The sequence below is a fragment of the Micromonospora sp. Llam0 genome (assembly GCF_003751085.1).
Lineage (GTDB): Bacteria > Actinomycetota > Actinomycetes > Mycobacteriales > Micromonosporaceae > Micromonospora_E.
The window spans coordinates 3306379-3322210 of sequence record NZ_RJJY01000001.1 but is presented as its reverse complement, the minus strand read 5'-3'; the positions used below and the strand labels follow the sequence as shown (position 1 = coordinate 3322210).

General features: G+C 70.2%; 16 protein-coding genes. 13 read left to right on the top strand and 3 right to left on the bottom strand.

The genetic code is table 11. The annotated features are described in order from the left end of the window. The first annotated feature begins 147 nt into the window (after window positions 1–147). Window positions 148–1131, top strand: a complete 984-nt coding sequence (locus EDC02_RS14420; protein WP_199757634.1) for a heme o synthase — start codon at window positions 148–150, stop codon at window positions 1129–1131. 195 nt (window positions 1132–1326) lie between these two features. Continuing rightward, window positions 1327–1659, top strand: a complete 333-nt coding sequence (locus tag EDC02_RS14415) for a hypothetical protein (protein ID WP_123602407.1) — start codon at window positions 1327–1329, stop codon at window positions 1657–1659. Between the two features lie 161 nt (window positions 1660–1820). Here EDC02_RS14415 and EDC02_RS14410 read toward each other — a convergent pair whose 3' ends face one another. Together EDC02_RS14410 and EDC02_RS14405 are read right to left on the bottom strand one after the other, a co-directional pair. Next, window positions 1821–3320: an APC family permease gene (locus EDC02_RS14410; protein WP_233605917.1), complete on the bottom strand. Its 1500-nt coding sequence runs from the start codon at window positions 3318–3320 to the stop codon at window positions 1821–1823. 263 nt (window positions 3321–3583) lie between these two features. Then, window positions 3584–4600 carry a heme A synthase gene (locus EDC02_RS14405; protein ID WP_233605916.1) on the bottom strand — a complete coding sequence of 339 codons (1017 nt, stop codon included), beginning with the start codon at window positions 4598–4600 and terminating at the stop codon, window positions 3584–3586. A 189-nt stretch (window positions 4601–4789) separates the two neighbouring features. Between EDC02_RS14405 and EDC02_RS14400 the strand changes: the two genes are divergently transcribed. Genes EDC02_RS14400 through EDC02_RS14365 form a run of 8 tightly spaced genes read left to right on the top strand, consistent with a single transcriptional unit; the run spans window position 4790 to window position 11589 of the window. After that, window positions 4790–5563, top strand: a complete 774-nt coding sequence (locus EDC02_RS14400) for a helix-turn-helix transcriptional regulator (protein ID WP_370461452.1) — start codon at window positions 4790–4792, stop codon at window positions 5561–5563. Beyond that, a complete protein-coding gene (gene sufB, locus EDC02_RS14395) occupies window positions 5560–6990 on the top strand; it encodes a Fe-S cluster assembly protein SufB (RefSeq protein WP_123602405.1) in 1431 nt (476 codons plus the stop codon). The genes EDC02_RS14400 and sufB overlap by 4 nt, the downstream gene beginning before the upstream one ends. A gap of 46 nt (window positions 6991–7036) precedes the next feature. Continuing rightward, window positions 7037–8263, top strand: a complete 1227-nt coding sequence (gene sufD, locus EDC02_RS14390; RefSeq protein ID WP_123602404.1) for a Fe-S cluster assembly protein SufD — start codon at window positions 7037–7039, stop codon at window positions 8261–8263. Window positions 8264–8274: 11 nt separating this feature from the next. After that, entirely contained in the window at window positions 8275–8604 is a 330-nt protein-coding gene (locus EDC02_RS14385) for a non-heme iron oxygenase ferredoxin subunit (protein ID WP_123604783.1), read from the top strand. Further along, window positions 8601–9368, top strand: coding sequence for a Fe-S cluster assembly ATPase SufC (gene sufC, locus EDC02_RS14380; protein ID WP_123602403.1), 768 nt, complete (start codon window positions 8601–8603; stop codon window positions 9366–9368). The genes EDC02_RS14385 and sufC overlap by 4 nt, the downstream gene beginning before the upstream one ends. Before the next feature lie 48 nt (window positions 9369–9416). Continuing rightward, window positions 9417–10727, top strand: coding sequence for a cysteine desulfurase (locus tag EDC02_RS14375; RefSeq protein ID WP_123604782.1), 1311 nt, complete (start codon window positions 9417–9419; stop codon window positions 10725–10727). Further along, on the top strand, window positions 10727–11185 hold the full coding sequence (gene sufU, locus EDC02_RS14370; protein WP_123602402.1) for a Fe-S cluster assembly sulfur transfer protein SufU: 459 nt from the start codon (window positions 10727–10729) through the stop codon (window positions 11183–11185). Before EDC02_RS14375 ends, sufU begins: the two co-directional genes overlap by 1 nt. Before the next feature lie 14 nt (window positions 11186–11199). Then, window positions 11200–11589: a metal-sulfur cluster assembly factor gene (locus EDC02_RS14365; RefSeq protein ID WP_123604781.1), complete on the top strand. Its 390-nt coding sequence runs from the start codon at window positions 11200–11202 to the stop codon at window positions 11587–11589. A 129-nt stretch (window positions 11590–11718) separates the two neighbouring features. Here the strand turns inward: EDC02_RS14365 and EDC02_RS14360 are convergent, their stop codons facing one another. Beyond that, window positions 11719–12465 (bottom strand): magnesium transporter MgtE N-terminal domain-containing protein, encoded by a 747-nt coding sequence (locus EDC02_RS14360; RefSeq protein ID WP_158632195.1) that lies wholly within the window; start codon window positions 12463–12465, stop codon window positions 11719–11721. Between the two features lie 399 nt (window positions 12466–12864). Between EDC02_RS14360 and EDC02_RS14355 the strand changes: the two genes are divergently transcribed. The 3 genes from EDC02_RS14355 (at window position 12865) to EDC02_RS14345 (ending at window position 15803) form a co-directional block, all read left to right on the top strand. Beyond that, window positions 12865–14472: an ABC-F family ATP-binding cassette domain-containing protein gene (locus EDC02_RS14355; protein ID WP_123602400.1), complete on the top strand. Its 1608-nt coding sequence runs from the start codon at window positions 12865–12867 to the stop codon at window positions 14470–14472. A gap of 274 nt (window positions 14473–14746) precedes the next feature. Next, window positions 14747–14974 (top strand): helix-turn-helix domain-containing protein, encoded by a 228-nt coding sequence (locus EDC02_RS14350; protein WP_123602399.1) that lies wholly within the window; start codon window positions 14747–14749, stop codon window positions 14972–14974. Between the two features lie 46 nt (window positions 14975–15020). Next, window positions 15021–15803 carry an enoyl-CoA hydratase/isomerase family protein gene (locus tag EDC02_RS14345; protein ID WP_123602398.1) on the top strand — a complete coding sequence of 261 codons (783 nt, stop codon included), beginning with the start codon at window positions 15021–15023 and terminating at the stop codon, window positions 15801–15803. Window positions 15804–15832: the final 29 nt, after the last annotated feature.

Here is a 15832-nt window from a genome sequence, read left to right as displayed (position 1 = left end):
GAAAAGCCTGCCGGGTGTGACGACGGGCACCGGTGACGGGTCGGCCGGGCAGGCAAAATACCTGCGCGTACGCTGTCGGAGGCGCGTCGGCCCGCAGGTCGCCGCCAGTTGAAGGTCACCCGCCGCCGACGCCGGAAGGTGCAGCCCGTGAGCATGGTCACCGAGCGCCCCGCCCATGACCGGGCGCGGGTCAGGTCCGTCGCCGAAGCGGACCGGGTGCCCGGCACAGCGGCGGTGGATCCGGGACCGGCGGCCGCCCCCGACCTGCTGGCCGTGGTCCGGGCGTACGTGTCGCTCACCAAGCCGCGGATCATCGAGCTGCTGCTGGTCACGACCGTACCGACGATGATGGTCGCGGCCGGTGGTCTGCCGTCGTTGGGGCTGGTGGCGGTGGTGCTGGTCGGCGGTACCCTGGCCGCTGGTGCGGCGAACGCGTTGAACTGCTTCATCGACCGGGACATCGACCAGCTGATGCGCCGGACGAAGCGCCGGCCGCTGCCGAACCACGTGGTCAGCCCCAGGCACGCGCTGATCTTCGGGTTGGTGCTCGCGGTGGGCTCGGTGGCCCTGATGGCGGTCTTCACCAACTGGCTCGCCACCGGGCTGACCCTCGCGGCGATCGCCTACTACGACCTCGTCTACACGCTGTGGTTGAAGCGCACGACGCCGCAGAACACGTTCTGGGGTGGCATCTGCGGCGCCGCCCCGGTGCTGATCGGCTGGGCTGCGGTGACCGGTGGCCTGGCGCCGGTGGCCTGGGCACTGTTCGCCGTGGTGTTCTTCTGGCAGCTGCCGCACTTCTACGCGTTGGCGATCAGGTACAAGGTGGACTACGCGCGGGCCGGGATTCCGATGCTGCCGGTGGTGGCCTCCGAACGTCGGGTGGGCGTGGAGATCGTGCTGTTCAGCTGGTTGACGGTCGGGTCGTCGGTGCTGGTCTGGCTGTTGGGCATGTCGTTGATCTACGCGGTCCCGGCGATCGTGGTCGGGGTCGTCTTCCTGTTGGAGGCCCACCGGCTGCAGCGTCGGTCCGGGCGTGGGCTGCCGGTCCAGCCGATGCGGCTGTTCCACTGGTCGACGACCTACCTCACGGTGCTCTTCGTCGCCGTGGCGTTGGACGCGCTGATCTGACGCCGGGTCCCGGCCACGTCCAGGTCTCCGAACTTCTGTCGGGTTTTGCCGTTTTTCGTGTTGAAATTTGTCCCTTTTTGGGGGCTGAAATCACCATCAATCATCTGTGGGACTTCTTAAACCCACGGATGATTGGAGTCACAAAAAGCCGACATCCGATCGGCGAAACGTCGTCGCTCTGCTTACGCTTCGCGTATGGCAGATGGTTCCGATACGACGCTGGCGACCGAATCCGTCCCGGGGGACGCCCCCTCTGGTCTGGTCGCCGGCATCCGGTCCTTCGCCGCTGGCCACGGCGGCGCGAAGGCGGTCATCGAGTATGTCGGCAAGCGTGGCGCACGGATCGTCCTGGTGGGGGAGGACGGCGCCTGGGGCGACCAGTTCGCTGACGGCACCGACGTGGCCCGCGCCGCCTGCCTCAAGGCGGGGGTCGAGATCGAGAATGAGTGGGAGCGGGAGCTGATGGATCAGATGCGGCCCAGCAACGACCTGTGGCGGTCGATGTCGCGTCGCAGTCTGGCGCGCTGACCAGCCCGTTCCCGTCCTGCACAACGAACGACGACCAGTTGCGTGACTGGACGAGCGGTCCGTCAGCTGGAGAAATAGAGCCGAGTGAGACCCGGGCGAAGCCCGGGTCTCACTCGTTGTCCGCCGCCGCAACCGTGGCTGGACGTCCGGCTGTTCGGCGGCTAGACGTGGGCCGGCGGCCGCACGGGTGCCGGTGGCACCGGTAGCGCGGTGCCGCTGTCGGCGCCCCAGCCGATCGTCCGGTACGTCTGCGGACGCCTGGCGCGCAGCCAGAGCGCCCAACCGACGCCGGCCAGCGCGGCCAGGGCGTACCCGGCCGGGAACCACCAGCGCAGCGGGGACGCGCCGATGCCGAGCAGGTCACCGAAGCTGGTGACGGTGCCGACGAGGATCAGCCCGAGCGCGCCGGTGGCCGCGCCCGGCGCGACCAGTCGCCGCCAGGCCGACTCGCCACGCGGGTCGTGGCGGAAGTAGCCGATCACCGCGAGCGAGGTCACGGTCATCAGGATCAGCACGCCGAGCCCACCGGTGACGGTCACCCAGAAGAACAGGTGGGTGATGGGATCCAGACCGGTCGCCGCGTACGCCACGATCACCGCGACGGCCAGTCCGCTCTGCACCAGCGAGCCCAGCTTCGGCGCGCCGGTCCGCCGGTTCGTCCGGCCGAGCGCCGCCGGCAGCACCCGTTCCCGTCCGAGAGCGAACAGGTACCGGGCAACGGTGTTGTGGAACGCGAGCAGCGCGGCGAACAGGCTGGTCAGGAACAACAATCGGCCGGCGTCCACGAGCGTCGTGCCGACGTGCGGGCCGACCAGTACGAACATCAGTTCGGTGCCGTGCTCGCGGGCCTGGGCGACGACGTCGTTCGGGCCGGCCGCCACCGACATCGCCCAGGCGGAGCCCGCGTAGCAGACTCCGGCGATCGCCACCGCCAGGTAGGTGGCCCGGGCGACGGTACGACGCGGATCCCGGGTCTCCTCGGCGAACACCGTGCCGGCCTCGACACCGACGAAACCGGCTATGCCGCCGACCAGCATCGCCGCCACCCCCGGGGTGAGCAGCTGGCGGGGATCGAGACCCGCTGCGGCGGCGCCGTCGACGGGATGGCCGACCATGACGATGCTGTAACCGATGATGACAGCGAGCTCGGCCAGCAGCAGGCCGGCCAGGATCCGGCCGTTGAGGTCGACGCGGGCCAGGCCGAGCACGGTCACCAGGGCCCAGCCGGCCAGCGCGCAGAGCCACCACGGCACGGTGGCACCGGCGACGGCGAGCACCTCGGCGGCAACCACGCCGAAGGCGCCGTACAGCCCGATCTGCATCGCGTTGTAGGCGACGACGGCGACGAACGCCGACGCGATGCCGGGGATCCGGCCGAGACCGTGCGCGACGTAGCTGTACATCGCGCCGGCGTTGACGACGTGCCGGCTCATCGCCACGTAACCGACGGCGAAGACCGCCATCACCACCGCGATGAGCAGATAGGCGACCGGCACCGCGGTGGTACCGGTGACGGCGTAGCCGGTGCTGGCGCCGCCGGCGACCACGGTCAGCGGCGCGGCGGCGGCGAGAACGAAGAACAACACCTGGGGTACGCCCAGGCGGGACCGGGCCAACGTCGCGGCGACGGTGCCGGACCGGCTCGTACGGAAGGTAGACACGCGGGAGCTCCGAAAGTGGGTCAGTCAGGAAAACGCAGGAGTACGCGTGCGGTGACGGAGGATCGTCCGGGGTGCCGCTACGCGGGTCTGGTCCAGGCAGGGAACCGACCAGGGGCGCGGCAGCCACGGCACGGGGGGACCGTCACTGCCGCGCCCGGTTCGTCGTGCCGGTGGTTGTGCCCCGGCACAGGCGTAGCCTCACCGGTACTCTCCGCTATTGGGATAGGTCTGCCGTTTTCAACCGTCTTCAACGGTCGGTGACCTTACGGTTGCGCTCGGACCAGGGGTCGCTCGACGCCGTCGTCGGAGACCGGCCTGGTGGCGCCTGAATCCGGTCCGGCCGCGTCCGATCCCGGCTCGGTGGTGCCCGATTCCGGCCCGGCCGGCTCCCGGGTCCGGGTGGACCAGAGCATGCTGAGGGTGGCCAGCCACACCAGGCAGGCGCCGAGCATGTGCGCGCTGACCAGCGCGACCGGCAGGTCGGTGAGGTACTGGACCACGCCGATCAGTCCCTGGGCGAGCTCCACGACGACGAGCACGGCCGCCGCGCGTACTGCCGGTCGAGGCGCGCCGACCGCGCGCAACGCGAACCACCAGGCGACCGACAACCCGATCAGCAGGGCGACCGAGTCGGCGTGCAGCTGGGACATGGCCTGCGGGTTCAGCCCGGTGCGACCGGCGTCCGGGTCGCCGGCGTGCGGGCCGCTGCCGGTCACCACGGTGCCGAGCACCAGCACCCCGAAGCTCACGGCGGTGATCACGAGGGCCAGCCGGCGCAGCGGCCGGGCCACCACGTCGCGGGTGGTGCGGCCGCCGGCGCGTACCCGTCGCCACAACCCGTACGCCACCGCGAGGGCGACCATCGACAGCATGAAGTGCAGCGCCACCACCCAGGGGTTGAGCTGTACCCGGACGCTGGCCCCGCCGATCAGACCCTGCAGGACCACCAGACCCAGTACGCCGAGTGCCAGTCCGCGCAGGTCCGACCGGCGTGGCCGGGACCGCAGCACCGCGAGCAGGGTGGCGAGCGCGATCAGGCCGACCAGGATGCCGAGCACCCGGTTGCCGAACTCGATGATGCCGAGCACGCCCATCTCCGGCGTGGTGACGTACGACTCGTCGGTGCAGCGGGGCCAGGTCGGGCAGCCGAGCCCGGATCCGGTGAGCCGCACGCCGCCCCCGGTCAGCACGATCGCGACGTTGGCCACCAGTGAGGCGAGCGTGAGCCGCCGGAGCAGGGCAGGGCCGGCGGTCAGCCGACCGGACGGGGAGACGGGCACGGCGGCAATCGTACCGATATGGCGGATACCACAGCCGTGCGGTGCCGCCGGTGCCACAGCCGTGCGGCGTCGCCGGCCGGCTGCGGCGAAGTCCTCGCCGTGCTGGTCGCGGTGGCGGTCACGCTCGGTGCGGCGGATCACCCGGGGGCGCGTTTGCGGCCGGCCGCTGAAATACGTAACGTTGGCGTTGTGAAAAACAGGGTGGGCCTTTCAGAGGGCGGGTCGGCGACCGGTGCGGTCGCCGCCGGCCCGGACGGGCGTACCCGGGACCGGCTGGTCGCGCTGCTGCTGGAGCGGGGGGCGGCGACCGCCGCTCAGCTCGGTGACGAGCTCGGGCTGAGCCCGGCGGCGATCCGCCGACACCTGGACGCGATGCTCGCCGACGGCGACGTGGTGACCCGGGACGCGGTCACCCGGGCCCGTCGGCGACGCGGCCGGCCGGCCAAGGTCTTCCGGCTCAGCGACGACGCCCGGTCCCGGCACGGGCGCTACCGCTACGACAGCATGGCCGCTGCCGCGCTGCGCTGGATCGCTGGCCACGGCGGCGAGGCGGAGCTGGAGGCGTTCGCGGCGGCTCAGGTCGCCGGGCTGGAGACGCGGTGCCGGACGGCGATCGACGGTGCCGGTGCGGACCCGATCGCCCGCGCCGAAGCCCTCGCCGCCGCACTCAGCGCCGAGGGCTACGCTGCCAACGCGTCCACGATCGCGTCCGGGGGGCAGTTGTGCCAGCACCACTGTCCCGTGGCTCATGTGGCTGCCGAGTTTCCGCAGTTGTGCGAGGCTGAGACTGCGGTGATCTCCCGGCTGATCGGCACCCACGTCCAGCGGCTGGCCACCATCGCCCACGGCGACGGGGTGTGCACCACCCACATTCCGGACCCGAGACGGGCCGACGCCGCCTCGACCGTTGCCACCAATGTTTCCACCGACCACGTCACCAGCACTGTGAGGACAGATAGATGACCGAGCAGACCGTCGCGCCCATCTCCCAGGAGGAGCACCTCGCGGCCCTCGGCCGGTACGAGTACGGCTGGGCCGACCGCGACGTGGCCGGCGCTGCCGCCCAGCGCGGGCTCAACGAGGCGGTGGTGCGTGACATCTCCGCCAAGAAGAACGAGCCGCAGTGGATGCTCGACCTGCGGCTCAAAGGGCTGCGGCTGTTCGGCCGCAAGCCCATGCCGGCCTGGGGTGCCGACCTCACCGGGATCGACTTCGACAACATCAAGTACTTCGTCCGCTCCACCGAGAAGCAGGCCGCCAGCTGGGAGGACCTGCCCGAGGAGATCAAGAACACCTACGACAAGCTGGGCATCCCGGAGGCGGAGAAGCAGCGGCTGATCGCCGGCGTCGCGGCCCAGTACGAGTCCGAGGTGGTCTACCACAAGATCCGGGAGGACCTGGAGGAGCAGGGCGTGGTGTTCCTCGACACCGACACCGCGCTGCGCGAGCACGAGGACCTGTTCAAGGAGTACTTCGGCACGGTGATCCCGGTCGGCGACAACAAGTTCGCCGCACTGAACACCTCGGTCTGGTCCGGTGGATCGTTCATCTACGTGCCGAAGGGCGTGCACGTGGAGATCCCGCTGCAGGCCTACTTCCGGATCAACACGGAGAACATGGGCCAGTTCGAGCGGACGCTGATCATCGTCGACGAGGGTGCCTACGTGCACTACGTCGAGGGCTGCACCGCGCCGATCTACTCCTCCGACTCGCTGCACAGCGCGGTGGTCGAGATCGTGGTGAAGAAGAACGCCCGGTGCCGCTACACGACCATCCAGAACTGGTCGAACAACGTCTACAACCTGGTCACCAAGCGGGCCGTCTGCCACGCCGGCGCCACCATGGAGTGGGTCGACGGCAACATCGGTTCCAAGGTCACCATGAAGTACCCGGCCGTGTTCATGACCGGTGAGCACGCCAAGGGCGAGGTGCTCTCGGTGGCGATGGCCGGCGAGGGGCAGCACCAGGACGCCGGCGCGAAGATGGTGCACGCGGCACCGCACACCTCCTCGACGATCGTCTCCAAGTCGATCGCCCGTGGCGGTGGCCGGACCTCCTACCGCGGGCTGGTCCAGGTGCTGGAGGGCTCGCAGCACAGCCGGTCGACGGTGAAGTGCGACGCGCTGCTGGTCGACGCGGTCTCCCGGTCGGACACCTACCCCTACGTCGACATCCGCGAGGACGACGTCACCATGGGGCACGAGGCGACCGTCTCCAAGGTCAGCGACGACCAGCTGTTCTACCTGATGAGCCGGGGTCTGAGCGAGGACGAGGCGATGGCCATGATCGTCCGGGGCTTCATCGAGCCGATCGCCAAGGAACTCCCGATGGAGTACGCCCTCGAGCTGAACCGGCTGATCGAGCTGCAGATGGAGGGCGCGGTTGGCTGACCCGCCCGAGACACCGCCCCACCGACACCGCCGAGAACAGGAAGAGATGACTATTCAGGCCTCCGCGCCGCCGAAGACCAAGTCGCAGGCGTTGCGCTCGTACGATGTCGCCGACTTCCCGGCCCTGACCGGCCTGGAGGAGGAGTGGCGCTTCACCCCGCTCAAGCGAATGCGGGGACTGGCCACTGGGACTCCGGCGGCCAACGGCTCGGTCCGGTACGAGTACGCCGACCTGCCCGCCGGGGTGACGGCGGGCCAGGTCGACCGCACCGACCGACGGGTGGGTGGCGTGCTGACCCCGTTCGACCGGATCAGCGCCCTGGCCTACACCGGGTGCGCCGAGGTCCTGCTGGTGGAGGTGGCACCGGAAGCCACCCCGGCCGAGCCGGCGGTGGTCCGGGTGCTCGGCGCCGGGGCGGACCAGATCGCGTACGGGCACACCCTGGTCGACGTCGGCCGGTTCGCCGAGGTGACCCTGGTGTTCGACCAGGTCGGCTCGACCACTCTGGCCGACAACGTCGAGGTGATCGTCGGCGACGGCGCAACGCTGACCCTGGTCACCGTCGCCGACTGGGCACCCGACGCGGTGCAGGCGCAGCATCTGAAGTTCCGGCTCGGCCGTGACGCCCGGGTCACGCACATCCAGGTCACCCTCGGCGGCGACCTGGTACGCCAGTTCACCAGCGTCGAGTACACCGGCCGGGGCGGCGACGCCGAGCTGTTCGGGCTCTACTTCGCCGACGCCGGCCAGCACCTGGAGCACCGGCAGCTGGTGGACCACACCGTGCCGGACTGCCGCAGCAACGTCGGCTACCGGGGGGCGCTGCAGGGCGACAGCGCGCACACGGTCTGGGTCGGCGACGTACTGATCCGCGCCGAGGCCACCGGCACCGACACGTACGAGATCAACCGGAACCTGGTGCTGACCGACGGCGCCCGCGCCGACTCGGTGCCCAACCTGGAGATCGAGACCGGCGAGGTGGCCGGGGCCGGGCACGCCAGCGCCACTGGCCGGTTCGACGACGAGCAGCTGTTCTACCTGATGGCCCGGGGCATCCCGGAGGCCGAGGCGCGCAAGCTGGTGGTCCGTGGGTTCTTCGCGGAGTTGGTCGACAAGATCCCGGTGGCGGAGCTGCGCGACCGGCTCGGCGACGCGATCGAGCAGCGGCTGCGCCGCGTCGAGGCCGTCGCGGGCGCGCCGCGCACCGCCGCCGCGGCGGTGCCGCCGACCGTGCCCGGCCAGCCCGGCGTGGTCACCGAGGGGACCCGCTGAGCATGTCCGACCTGATCCGGGTCTGCGCCACCGCCGAGATCCCGAAGGGTACGGCGGTCAGCGCCGACATCGACGGTACGCAGATCGCCCTGGTGCATACCGACGAGGACTCCTTCCACGCGGTGTACGACGAGTGCTCGCACGCCGCGGTCGCCCTCTCCGAAGGCGAGGTGGACGGCTGCACGTTGGAGTGCTGGCTGCACGGTTCGCGCTTCGACCTGCGCACCGGCGAGCCGACCGGGCTGCCCGCCACCGAACCCGTACCCGTCTTCCCCGTCGAGATCCGCGACGGCGACATCTACGTCAGTCTGACGCCGAGCAATGGAGTGACCGCACCATGAGCGTTCTGGATATCCGTGACCTGCAGGTTTCGGTCAAGCTGCCGGAAGGCGAGCTCAAGCCGATCCTGGCCGGGGTGACGCTGACCATCCGGTCGGGGGAGACACACGCCATCATGGGCCCGAACGGCTCCGGCAAGTCGACGCTGGCGTACTCGATCGCCGGGCACCCCAAGTACGAGATCACCGGCGGGGAGGTGCTGCTCGACGGCGAGGACGTACTGGCCATGTCGGTCGACGAGCGGGCCCGCGCCGGGCTGTTCCTCGCCATGCAGTACCCGGTGGAGGTGCCCGGCGTCTCGGTGGCGAACTTCCTGCGTACCGCCAAGACCGCCGTCGACGGCGCCGCGCCGAAGCTGCGGACCTGGGCCGGCGAGCTGCGTGGTGCCATGGAGCGGCTGCAGATGGACCCGGCGTTCGCGCAGCGCAACGTCAACGAGGGCTTCTCCGGTGGCGAGAAGAAGCGGCACGAGATCGTGCAGCTGGAGCTGCTCAAGCCGAAGGTGGCCATCCTGGACGAGACCGACTCGGGTCTGGACATCGACGCCCTGCGAGTGGTCAGCGAAGGAGTCAACCGGGTTCGCTCCACCGGGGAGACCGGTCTGCTGCTGATCACCCACTACACCCGGATCCTGCGCTACATCAAGCCGGACTTCGTGCATGTCTTCGTCGGCGGACGCATCGTCGAGGAAGGCGGTCCGGAGCTGGCGGAGAAGCTGGAAGCCGAAGGTTACGAGCGGTACGTCGCGGCCGCCGGCGCGGCCTAGGCCTGAGATCCACTATCACCCTGTGTGCAGAAGGGCGGCGTCGAGCCGATGAGCACCATAGCCATCCCCCGGGACACGCCGGCGCCGGGCGGTCCGTCCGCTCTGGACGTCGAGGCCGTCCGGGCCGACTTTCCGATCCTCGGTCGGGAAGTCAACGGGCAGCCGCTGGTCTACCTGGACAGCGCCAACACCTCGCAAAAGCCGCGCCAGGTGCTCGACGCGCTGACCGACTACTACCAGTCGCACAACGCCAACGTCGCCCGCTCGGTGCACACCCTCGGCACCGAGTCCACCGAGGCATACGAGGGTGCCCGGGCCAAGCTGGCCGCGTTCGTCAACGCGGGCAGCCCGGACGAGGTGGTCTTCACCAAGAACTCCACCGAGGCGATCAACCTGGTCGCGTACGCGTTCTCCAACGCCTCGACGGGTGCCGCGATCGGGGCCGACCCCCGGTTCCGGCTTGGCCCCGGCGACGAGGTGGTGATCTCCGAGATGGAGCACCACTCGAACATCGTGCCGTGGCAGCTGCTCTGCGAACGCACCGGTGCCACGCTGCGCTGGTTCGGGCTGACCGAGGACGGTCGGCTGGACGAGTCGCAGCTGAACGAACTGGTCACCGAGCGGACCAAACTGGTCTCCCTGGTGCACATGTCGAACATCCTCGGCACGGTCAACGACCTCACCGCGATCACCCGGCGGGTCCGCGAGGTCGGTGCGCTGCTGCTGCTGGACTGCTCGCAGTCGGTGCCGCACCGCCCGGTCGACGTCGCCGCGCTGGATGCCGACTTCATCGTCTTCACCGGGCACAAGATGTGCGGACCGACCGGGATCGGGGTGCTGTGGGGTCGCGCCGCGCTGCTCGCGGCGATGCCTCCGGTGCTCGGCGGCGGCTCGATGATCGAGACGGTGGCGATGAGCGGGTCCACGTTCGCCGCCCCGCCGGCCCGGTTCGAGGCCGGTACCCCGCCGATCGCCCAGGCGGTCGGCCTGGGCACCGCCGTCGACTATCTCACCGGGCTCGGCATGCCGGCGGTCGCCGCGCACGAGCAGCGGATCACCGGGTACGCCCTGGAGGCTCTGGCCACCGTGCCGGGCCTACGGATCGTCGGCCCGCCCGGACCACACGGGCGGGGCGGCACGGTCTCGTTCGCGGTGGACGGGATTCACCCGCACGACGTGGGTCAGATCCTGGACGCCCAGGGCGTGCAGGTGAGGGTCGGCCACCACTGCGCCCGGCCGGTCTGCGTGCGCTACGGCGTCCCGGCGACCACTCGGGCCTCGTTCTACCTCTACACCACGACCGGCGAGGTCGACGCGCTGGTGCGCGGTCTGGAGAAGGCGCGGAAGGTCTTCGGCTGATGGAGCTCGACCAGCTGTACCAGGAGATCATCCTGGACCACTACAAGCGTCCGCAGGGGCGTGGTCTGCGCGAGCCGTACGCGGCGGAGGCGCACCACGTCAACCCGACCTGCGGCGACGAGATCACCGTACGGGTGAGTCTGGGTGAGGACAACCGGCTCGGGGTGTCGCACGACGGTCAGGGCTGTTCGATCAGCCAGGCCTCGGCAAGTGTGCTGTACGAGCTGGTCGACGGTCGGTCGGTGGACGAGGCGTTCGCGGTGCACGGCGCCTTCGTCGCGCTGGTGTCCGGCCGCGGCGAGGTCGAGCCGGACGAGGATGTGCTCGGTGACGGGGTGGCGTTCGCCGGTGTGGCGCGCTATCCGGCCCGGGTGAAGTGTGCGCTGCTGCCGTGGATGGCCTTCAAGGACGCCGCGGCGCGCGCCGGTGTGGGTGCGAGCCCGGAGGTGAAGCAGTGAGTGCCGAAGAGACCATGACCGGGGCGACGCAGGCGACGGAGCCCACCGATGGCGGTACGGCCGCCTCGGCGACCGTCGGCCAGCCGGCGATCGCCGACATCGAGGAGGCGATGAAGGACGTCGTCGACCCGGAGCTGGGCATCAACGTGGTCGATCTCGGCCTGGTGTACGGCGTACACGTCGACGATGACAACATCGCCACCCTGGACATGACGTTGACCAGCGCGGCCTGCCCGCTGACCGACGTGATCGAGGAGCAGGCCCGTACCGCGTTGACCACTGGGCCGGGTGGCGGACTCGTGTCCGACATCCGGATCAACTGGGTGTGGATGCCGCCGTGGGGGCCCGACAAGATCACCGACGAGGGCCGGGACCAGTTGCGGGCGCTCGGCTTCAACGTCTGACGGCACACCCGCGCCGCCCGTCCAGCTCTAGCCGTGATCTAGAAGGATCTGGCCGGTATATCGACCATGATTCTTCTAGATCGCGGCGAACTCGGGGGGCGCGGCGAACTCGGGCGGCGGCGTGGCGGGTCAGTGCACCAGGCTGACCAGGGCCCGTTTGAGGAAACCGTCGTGCCGGTCGTCGACCCAGCTGACCGCGCTGATCGGGCGTCCCTGCCGGCGGGCCTCGTCGCAGTAGTCCAGCACGTCGGTGGCCGGCTGGTAGTCGGTCACCGCGAGCGCCGCGTTGGCACGCATCCGGTATGCCGCGTCCTCGGCGTCGCGTACCGCTACCCGTCCGTCGTCGTCGCGGCGGGCGGCCACGGTGATCTGCCAGCCGAAGATCTGGACCAGCACGATTCCGGGTGGGGCGTTCGCCGGGATACTCACCTCGGCGTTGGCCCGGGCGAGCGCCTCGGCCACCTCCCGTTGGTAGGTGCCGGCCCAGGCCGCCTGTGCCTGTTGCGGACGCATCACCGACAGCAGGTCGGCCTGCCGGTCCGCCGGCATCGCGGTGAGCAGGGCAGCGACGGTGGGTTGCGGCAGCCGGTCGGCCACCGCGTGCACCTGCTCGGCCGGAAGCCGACTGAGCATGGCCACCGCCTCGGCGGTCGGCATGGCTCGGGCCAGGTCGGCCAGCTGATCGGTGCTGAGCAGACCCATCAACCGGGACCGCAGGTCGTCGCCGGCGGCCGGGAGCAGCCGGACCAGGTCGGAGGTCGTCAGCTCGGCGACTGCCACCGGGATACGGTCGGCCGGCATGGCTGCCAGCAGCCCGACAGCCTGTCGCGGCGAAGTGCTGCGGACCATCGCGATCAGCTGGGTTATGGGCATCATCCCACCGGGCAGCATGAGTGTCGTCTCCAGGGAGTCAAGTGAGCGTTACGCGCGCCTGATGTGCCTAACATCCCTGGTCGACGCGGTGCATCACCCCGTTGGCGGACAAGTTCCCCGATTCGGTCAGGCCGGTTCACCGGGCCGGCGGTGCGCCGCGTACCGCTTGGTCAGCCGGCGTCCCGCGACACCGTCGGGGATGGATCACCGGATGCTGTCGGTGCACCCGTCGCTATCGATGATCTTGGCCCGGTAACCGGCTGGGTGCCGGCGCCGACCGCCGGTAGTATGGGGCCGTGCTGCTCTGCGAAGGCTGAACCGCCCCACGCCGACGGACAGGACGTCCGGTCGGCGTTTTGTCGTGTCCGCGAGTCAGCTTCCGATCTCAGGAGTGAGCTACCAATGATCACCGCTACCGGCCTGGAACTGCGTGCGGGCTCGCGGATCCTGCTGTCCGACACCACCCTGCGGGTGCAGCCCGGCGACCGGATCGGCCTGGTCGGCCGCAACGGTGCCGGCAAGACCACCACCCTGAAGGTGCTGGCCGGCGAGGGCCTGCCGTACGCCGGACAGATCGACCGGCGTAGCGCGGTCGGTTACCTCCCGCAGGATCCGCGTACCGGCGATTTGACCGTGACCGCCCGCGACCGGGTGCTGTCGGCTCGCGGCCTGGACCGGCTGATGTCCCAGATGAACGAACTCGAGCAGCAGTTGGCGCAGGGCGGCACCGACGAGCGCCTGGTCCGCCGCTACGGCACGCTGGAGGACCAGTTCGCCTCCCTCGGCGGGTACGCCGCAGAGGCGGAGGCGGCCCGGATCTGCGCCAACCTGGGTCTGCCGGACCGGGTGCTGAGTCAGCCGATCGGGACGCTCTCCGGCGGTCAGCGTCGCCGCATCGAGCTGGCCAGGATTCTGTTCCGCGACGCGGCCGAGAACGGCGGCGGCATCCTGCTGCTCGACGAGCCGACCAACCACCTGGACGCCGACTCGATCACCTGGCTGCGTGGCTTCCTCGCCGGGCACAAGGGCGGCCTGGTGGTGATCAGCCACGACGTGGACCTGCTGGAGGCTGTGGTCAACAAGGTCTGGTTCCTCGACGCCACCCGATCGGTGGTGGACGTCTACAACGTCGGCTGGGCGGCGTACCAGCAGCAGCGGGAGACCGACGAGCGGCGCCGCCGCCGGGAACGGGCGAACGCGGAGAAGAAGGCCGGTGCGCTGCTCGCCCAGGCCGACAAGATGCGGGCCAAGGCCACCAAGACGGTGGCGGCGCAGAACATGGCCCGGCGGGCGGAGAAGTTGCTCGCCGGTCTGGAGGACGAGCGGGTCGCCGACAAGGTGGCCAAGGTCCGGTTCCCCAGCCCGGCCCCGTGCGGAAAGACGCCGTTGACCGCGGCGGGGCTGTCGAAGGCGTACGGATCGTTGGAGATCTTCTCCGGGGTCGACGTGGCGGTCGACCGTGGCTCCCGGGTGGCGATCCTCGGGCTGAACGGCGCCGGCAAGACGACGTTGCTGCGGATTCTCGGTGGCCTGGTCGAGCCGGATTCCGGGGCGGTGCGGCCCGGGCACGGGCTGCGGATCGGCTACTACGCGCAGGAGCACGAGACCCTTGACGTGGAGCGTTCGGTGCTCGACCACATGCGCAGTGCGGCGATCGACCAGGCGGACACCGACCTGCGAAAGATTCTCGGTGCGTTCCTGTTCAGCGGTGAGGACGTGAACAAGCCGGCCGGGGTGCTCTCGGGTGGGGAGAAGACGCGGCTCGCGTTGGCCACGCTGGTCTGTTCGGGGGCGAACGTATTGCTGCTCGACGAGCCGACCAACAACCTGGATCCGGTCAGCCGTGAACAGGTTCTCGATGCCATCGCCCGGTATCCCGGAGCCATCGTCCTGGTGACCCATGATCCGGGTGCGGTGCTGGCTCTCAAACCGGACCGGGCGATTCTCCTGCCCGACGGAGACGAGGATGCGTGGAGCGACGACCTGCTCGAACTCGTGGAACTTGCATGAGGGTGCGGTCCGCTCGACACCCCGGCTCGGAGCGATGCCGCATCGGTGAACGTCATTATCGGATAGCGTGAATTGTATGAACAAGGCGCACCGGTGAGGGTCGACGAAGGGCTGCCGGCATGCCGGTGGGATTCCTCGGCGGCACCGTATCGGGTAACTGACAGGGCCGTGCGTGTCGGTTGGCGAACAGTTGATATCTGGCGCATGATCGTTGGAGGCGGTCTAATAGGTGGGACCGCATCGAACCGCACAGTCTGGGACGTGAGGAATCAACATGGCAGCCACCGGCACAGCCGCCACCACCGAGAAGGGTCGCCGGATCGTCGGAGCCGAGCGTCAGACCCTGGCCAAGGACCTGGTCAAGCGGTACACATCCGGCGAGAGCATCCGCGCCCTTGCGGCCTCCACCGGCCGCTCGTACGGGTTCGTCCACCGGGTGCTCACCGAGTCCGGCGTGCAACTGCGCCAGCGTGGCGGCGCTCGGCGTCGCAAGAAGGGATGACCATCCGGTCGCGCCCCGTACCCTGCTGCCACGGTCAGAGCCCTCGTTGACCGTGTCCGGTGGCGTACGACTCGACTACGACGGGCCGGTCGCGACGGTGACGTTGGACCGGCCCGACGTGCTCAACGCCCAAACCCCGCAGATGTGGCGGGCGCTGCGCGGCATCGGCCGGGAGCTGCGCGGCGACGTTCGCGTCGTGGTGGTCCGCGGCGCCGGTCGGGCCTTCTCCGCCGGCCTCGACCGGGGCGCGATCCAGGCACTGCTCGACCCCAGCGCGGCGGATCACCTGGCCGCGCCGCCGTTGGCCGCCCTGCCGCCGGACGAGTGCGCTGCCCGGATCGCCGAGTACCAGGAAGCCTTCACCTGGCTGACGCGTCCCGACCTGATCAGCGTCGCGGCCGTGCACGGGCCGGCCGTCGGCGCCGGATTCCAGCTGGCCCTCGGCTGCGACCTGCGAGTCCTGGCCGACGACGCCCGGCTGCGGATGGCCGAGGTGACCCTCGGCCTGGTGCCGGACCTCGGCGGCACCCGGCGACTCGTCGACCTGGTCGGCTACGCCCGGGCCCTGGAAATCTGTGTCACCGGTCGCTGGCTCGACGCAGCCGAGGCCGATCGGCTCGGGCTGGCCAACCTGGTGGTGCCCGCGACGGAGCTGGCCCCGGCCGTCGCCGACCTGGTCGCGGCCGTGCTGGCCGGGCCCCGCGACGCGGTCGTCGAGATCAAGGCCCTGCTCACCGGTGCAACCGACCGCACCCCCGCCGCCCAGCTACGCGCCGAGCGGGAGGCACAGACCCGACGGATCCGGGATCTGACCGGAGCCGGCGAGTAACCGCCAGCTCGGGCGGTAAGGCCCCAATG

Coding starts and splice junctions, on each gene's coding strand:
- EDC02_RS14360 (WP_158632195.1), bottom strand. CDS start 12,465: ATGATGCCCATAACCCAGCTGATCGCGATGGTCCGCAGCACTTCGCCG.
- sufC (WP_123602403.1), top strand. CDS start 8,601: ATGAGCGTTCTGGATATCCGTGACCTGCAGGTTTCGGTCAAGCTGCCG.
- sufU (WP_123602402.1), top strand. CDS start 10,727: ATGGAGCTCGACCAGCTGTACCAGGAGATCATCCTGGACCACTACAAG.
- EDC02_RS14365 (WP_123604781.1), top strand. CDS start 11,200: ATGACCGGGGCGACGCAGGCGACGGAGCCCACCGATGGCGGTACGGCC.
- EDC02_RS14355 (WP_123602400.1), top strand. CDS start 12,865: ATGATCACCGCTACCGGCCTGGAACTGCGTGCGGGCTCGCGGATCCTG.
- EDC02_RS14350 (WP_123602399.1), top strand. CDS start 14,747: ATGGCAGCCACCGGCACAGCCGCCACCACCGAGAAGGGTCGCCGGATC.
- EDC02_RS14375 (WP_123604782.1), top strand. CDS start 9,417: ATGAGCACCATAGCCATCCCCCGGGACACGCCGGCGCCGGGCGGTCCG.
- sufB (WP_123602405.1), top strand. CDS start 5,560: ATGACCGAGCAGACCGTCGCGCCCATCTCCCAGGAGGAGCACCTCGCG.
- EDC02_RS14415 (WP_123602407.1), top strand. CDS start 1,327: ATGGCAGATGGTTCCGATACGACGCTGGCGACCGAATCCGTCCCGGGG.
- sufD (WP_123602404.1), top strand. CDS start 7,037: ATGACTATTCAGGCCTCCGCGCCGCCGAAGACCAAGTCGCAGGCGTTG.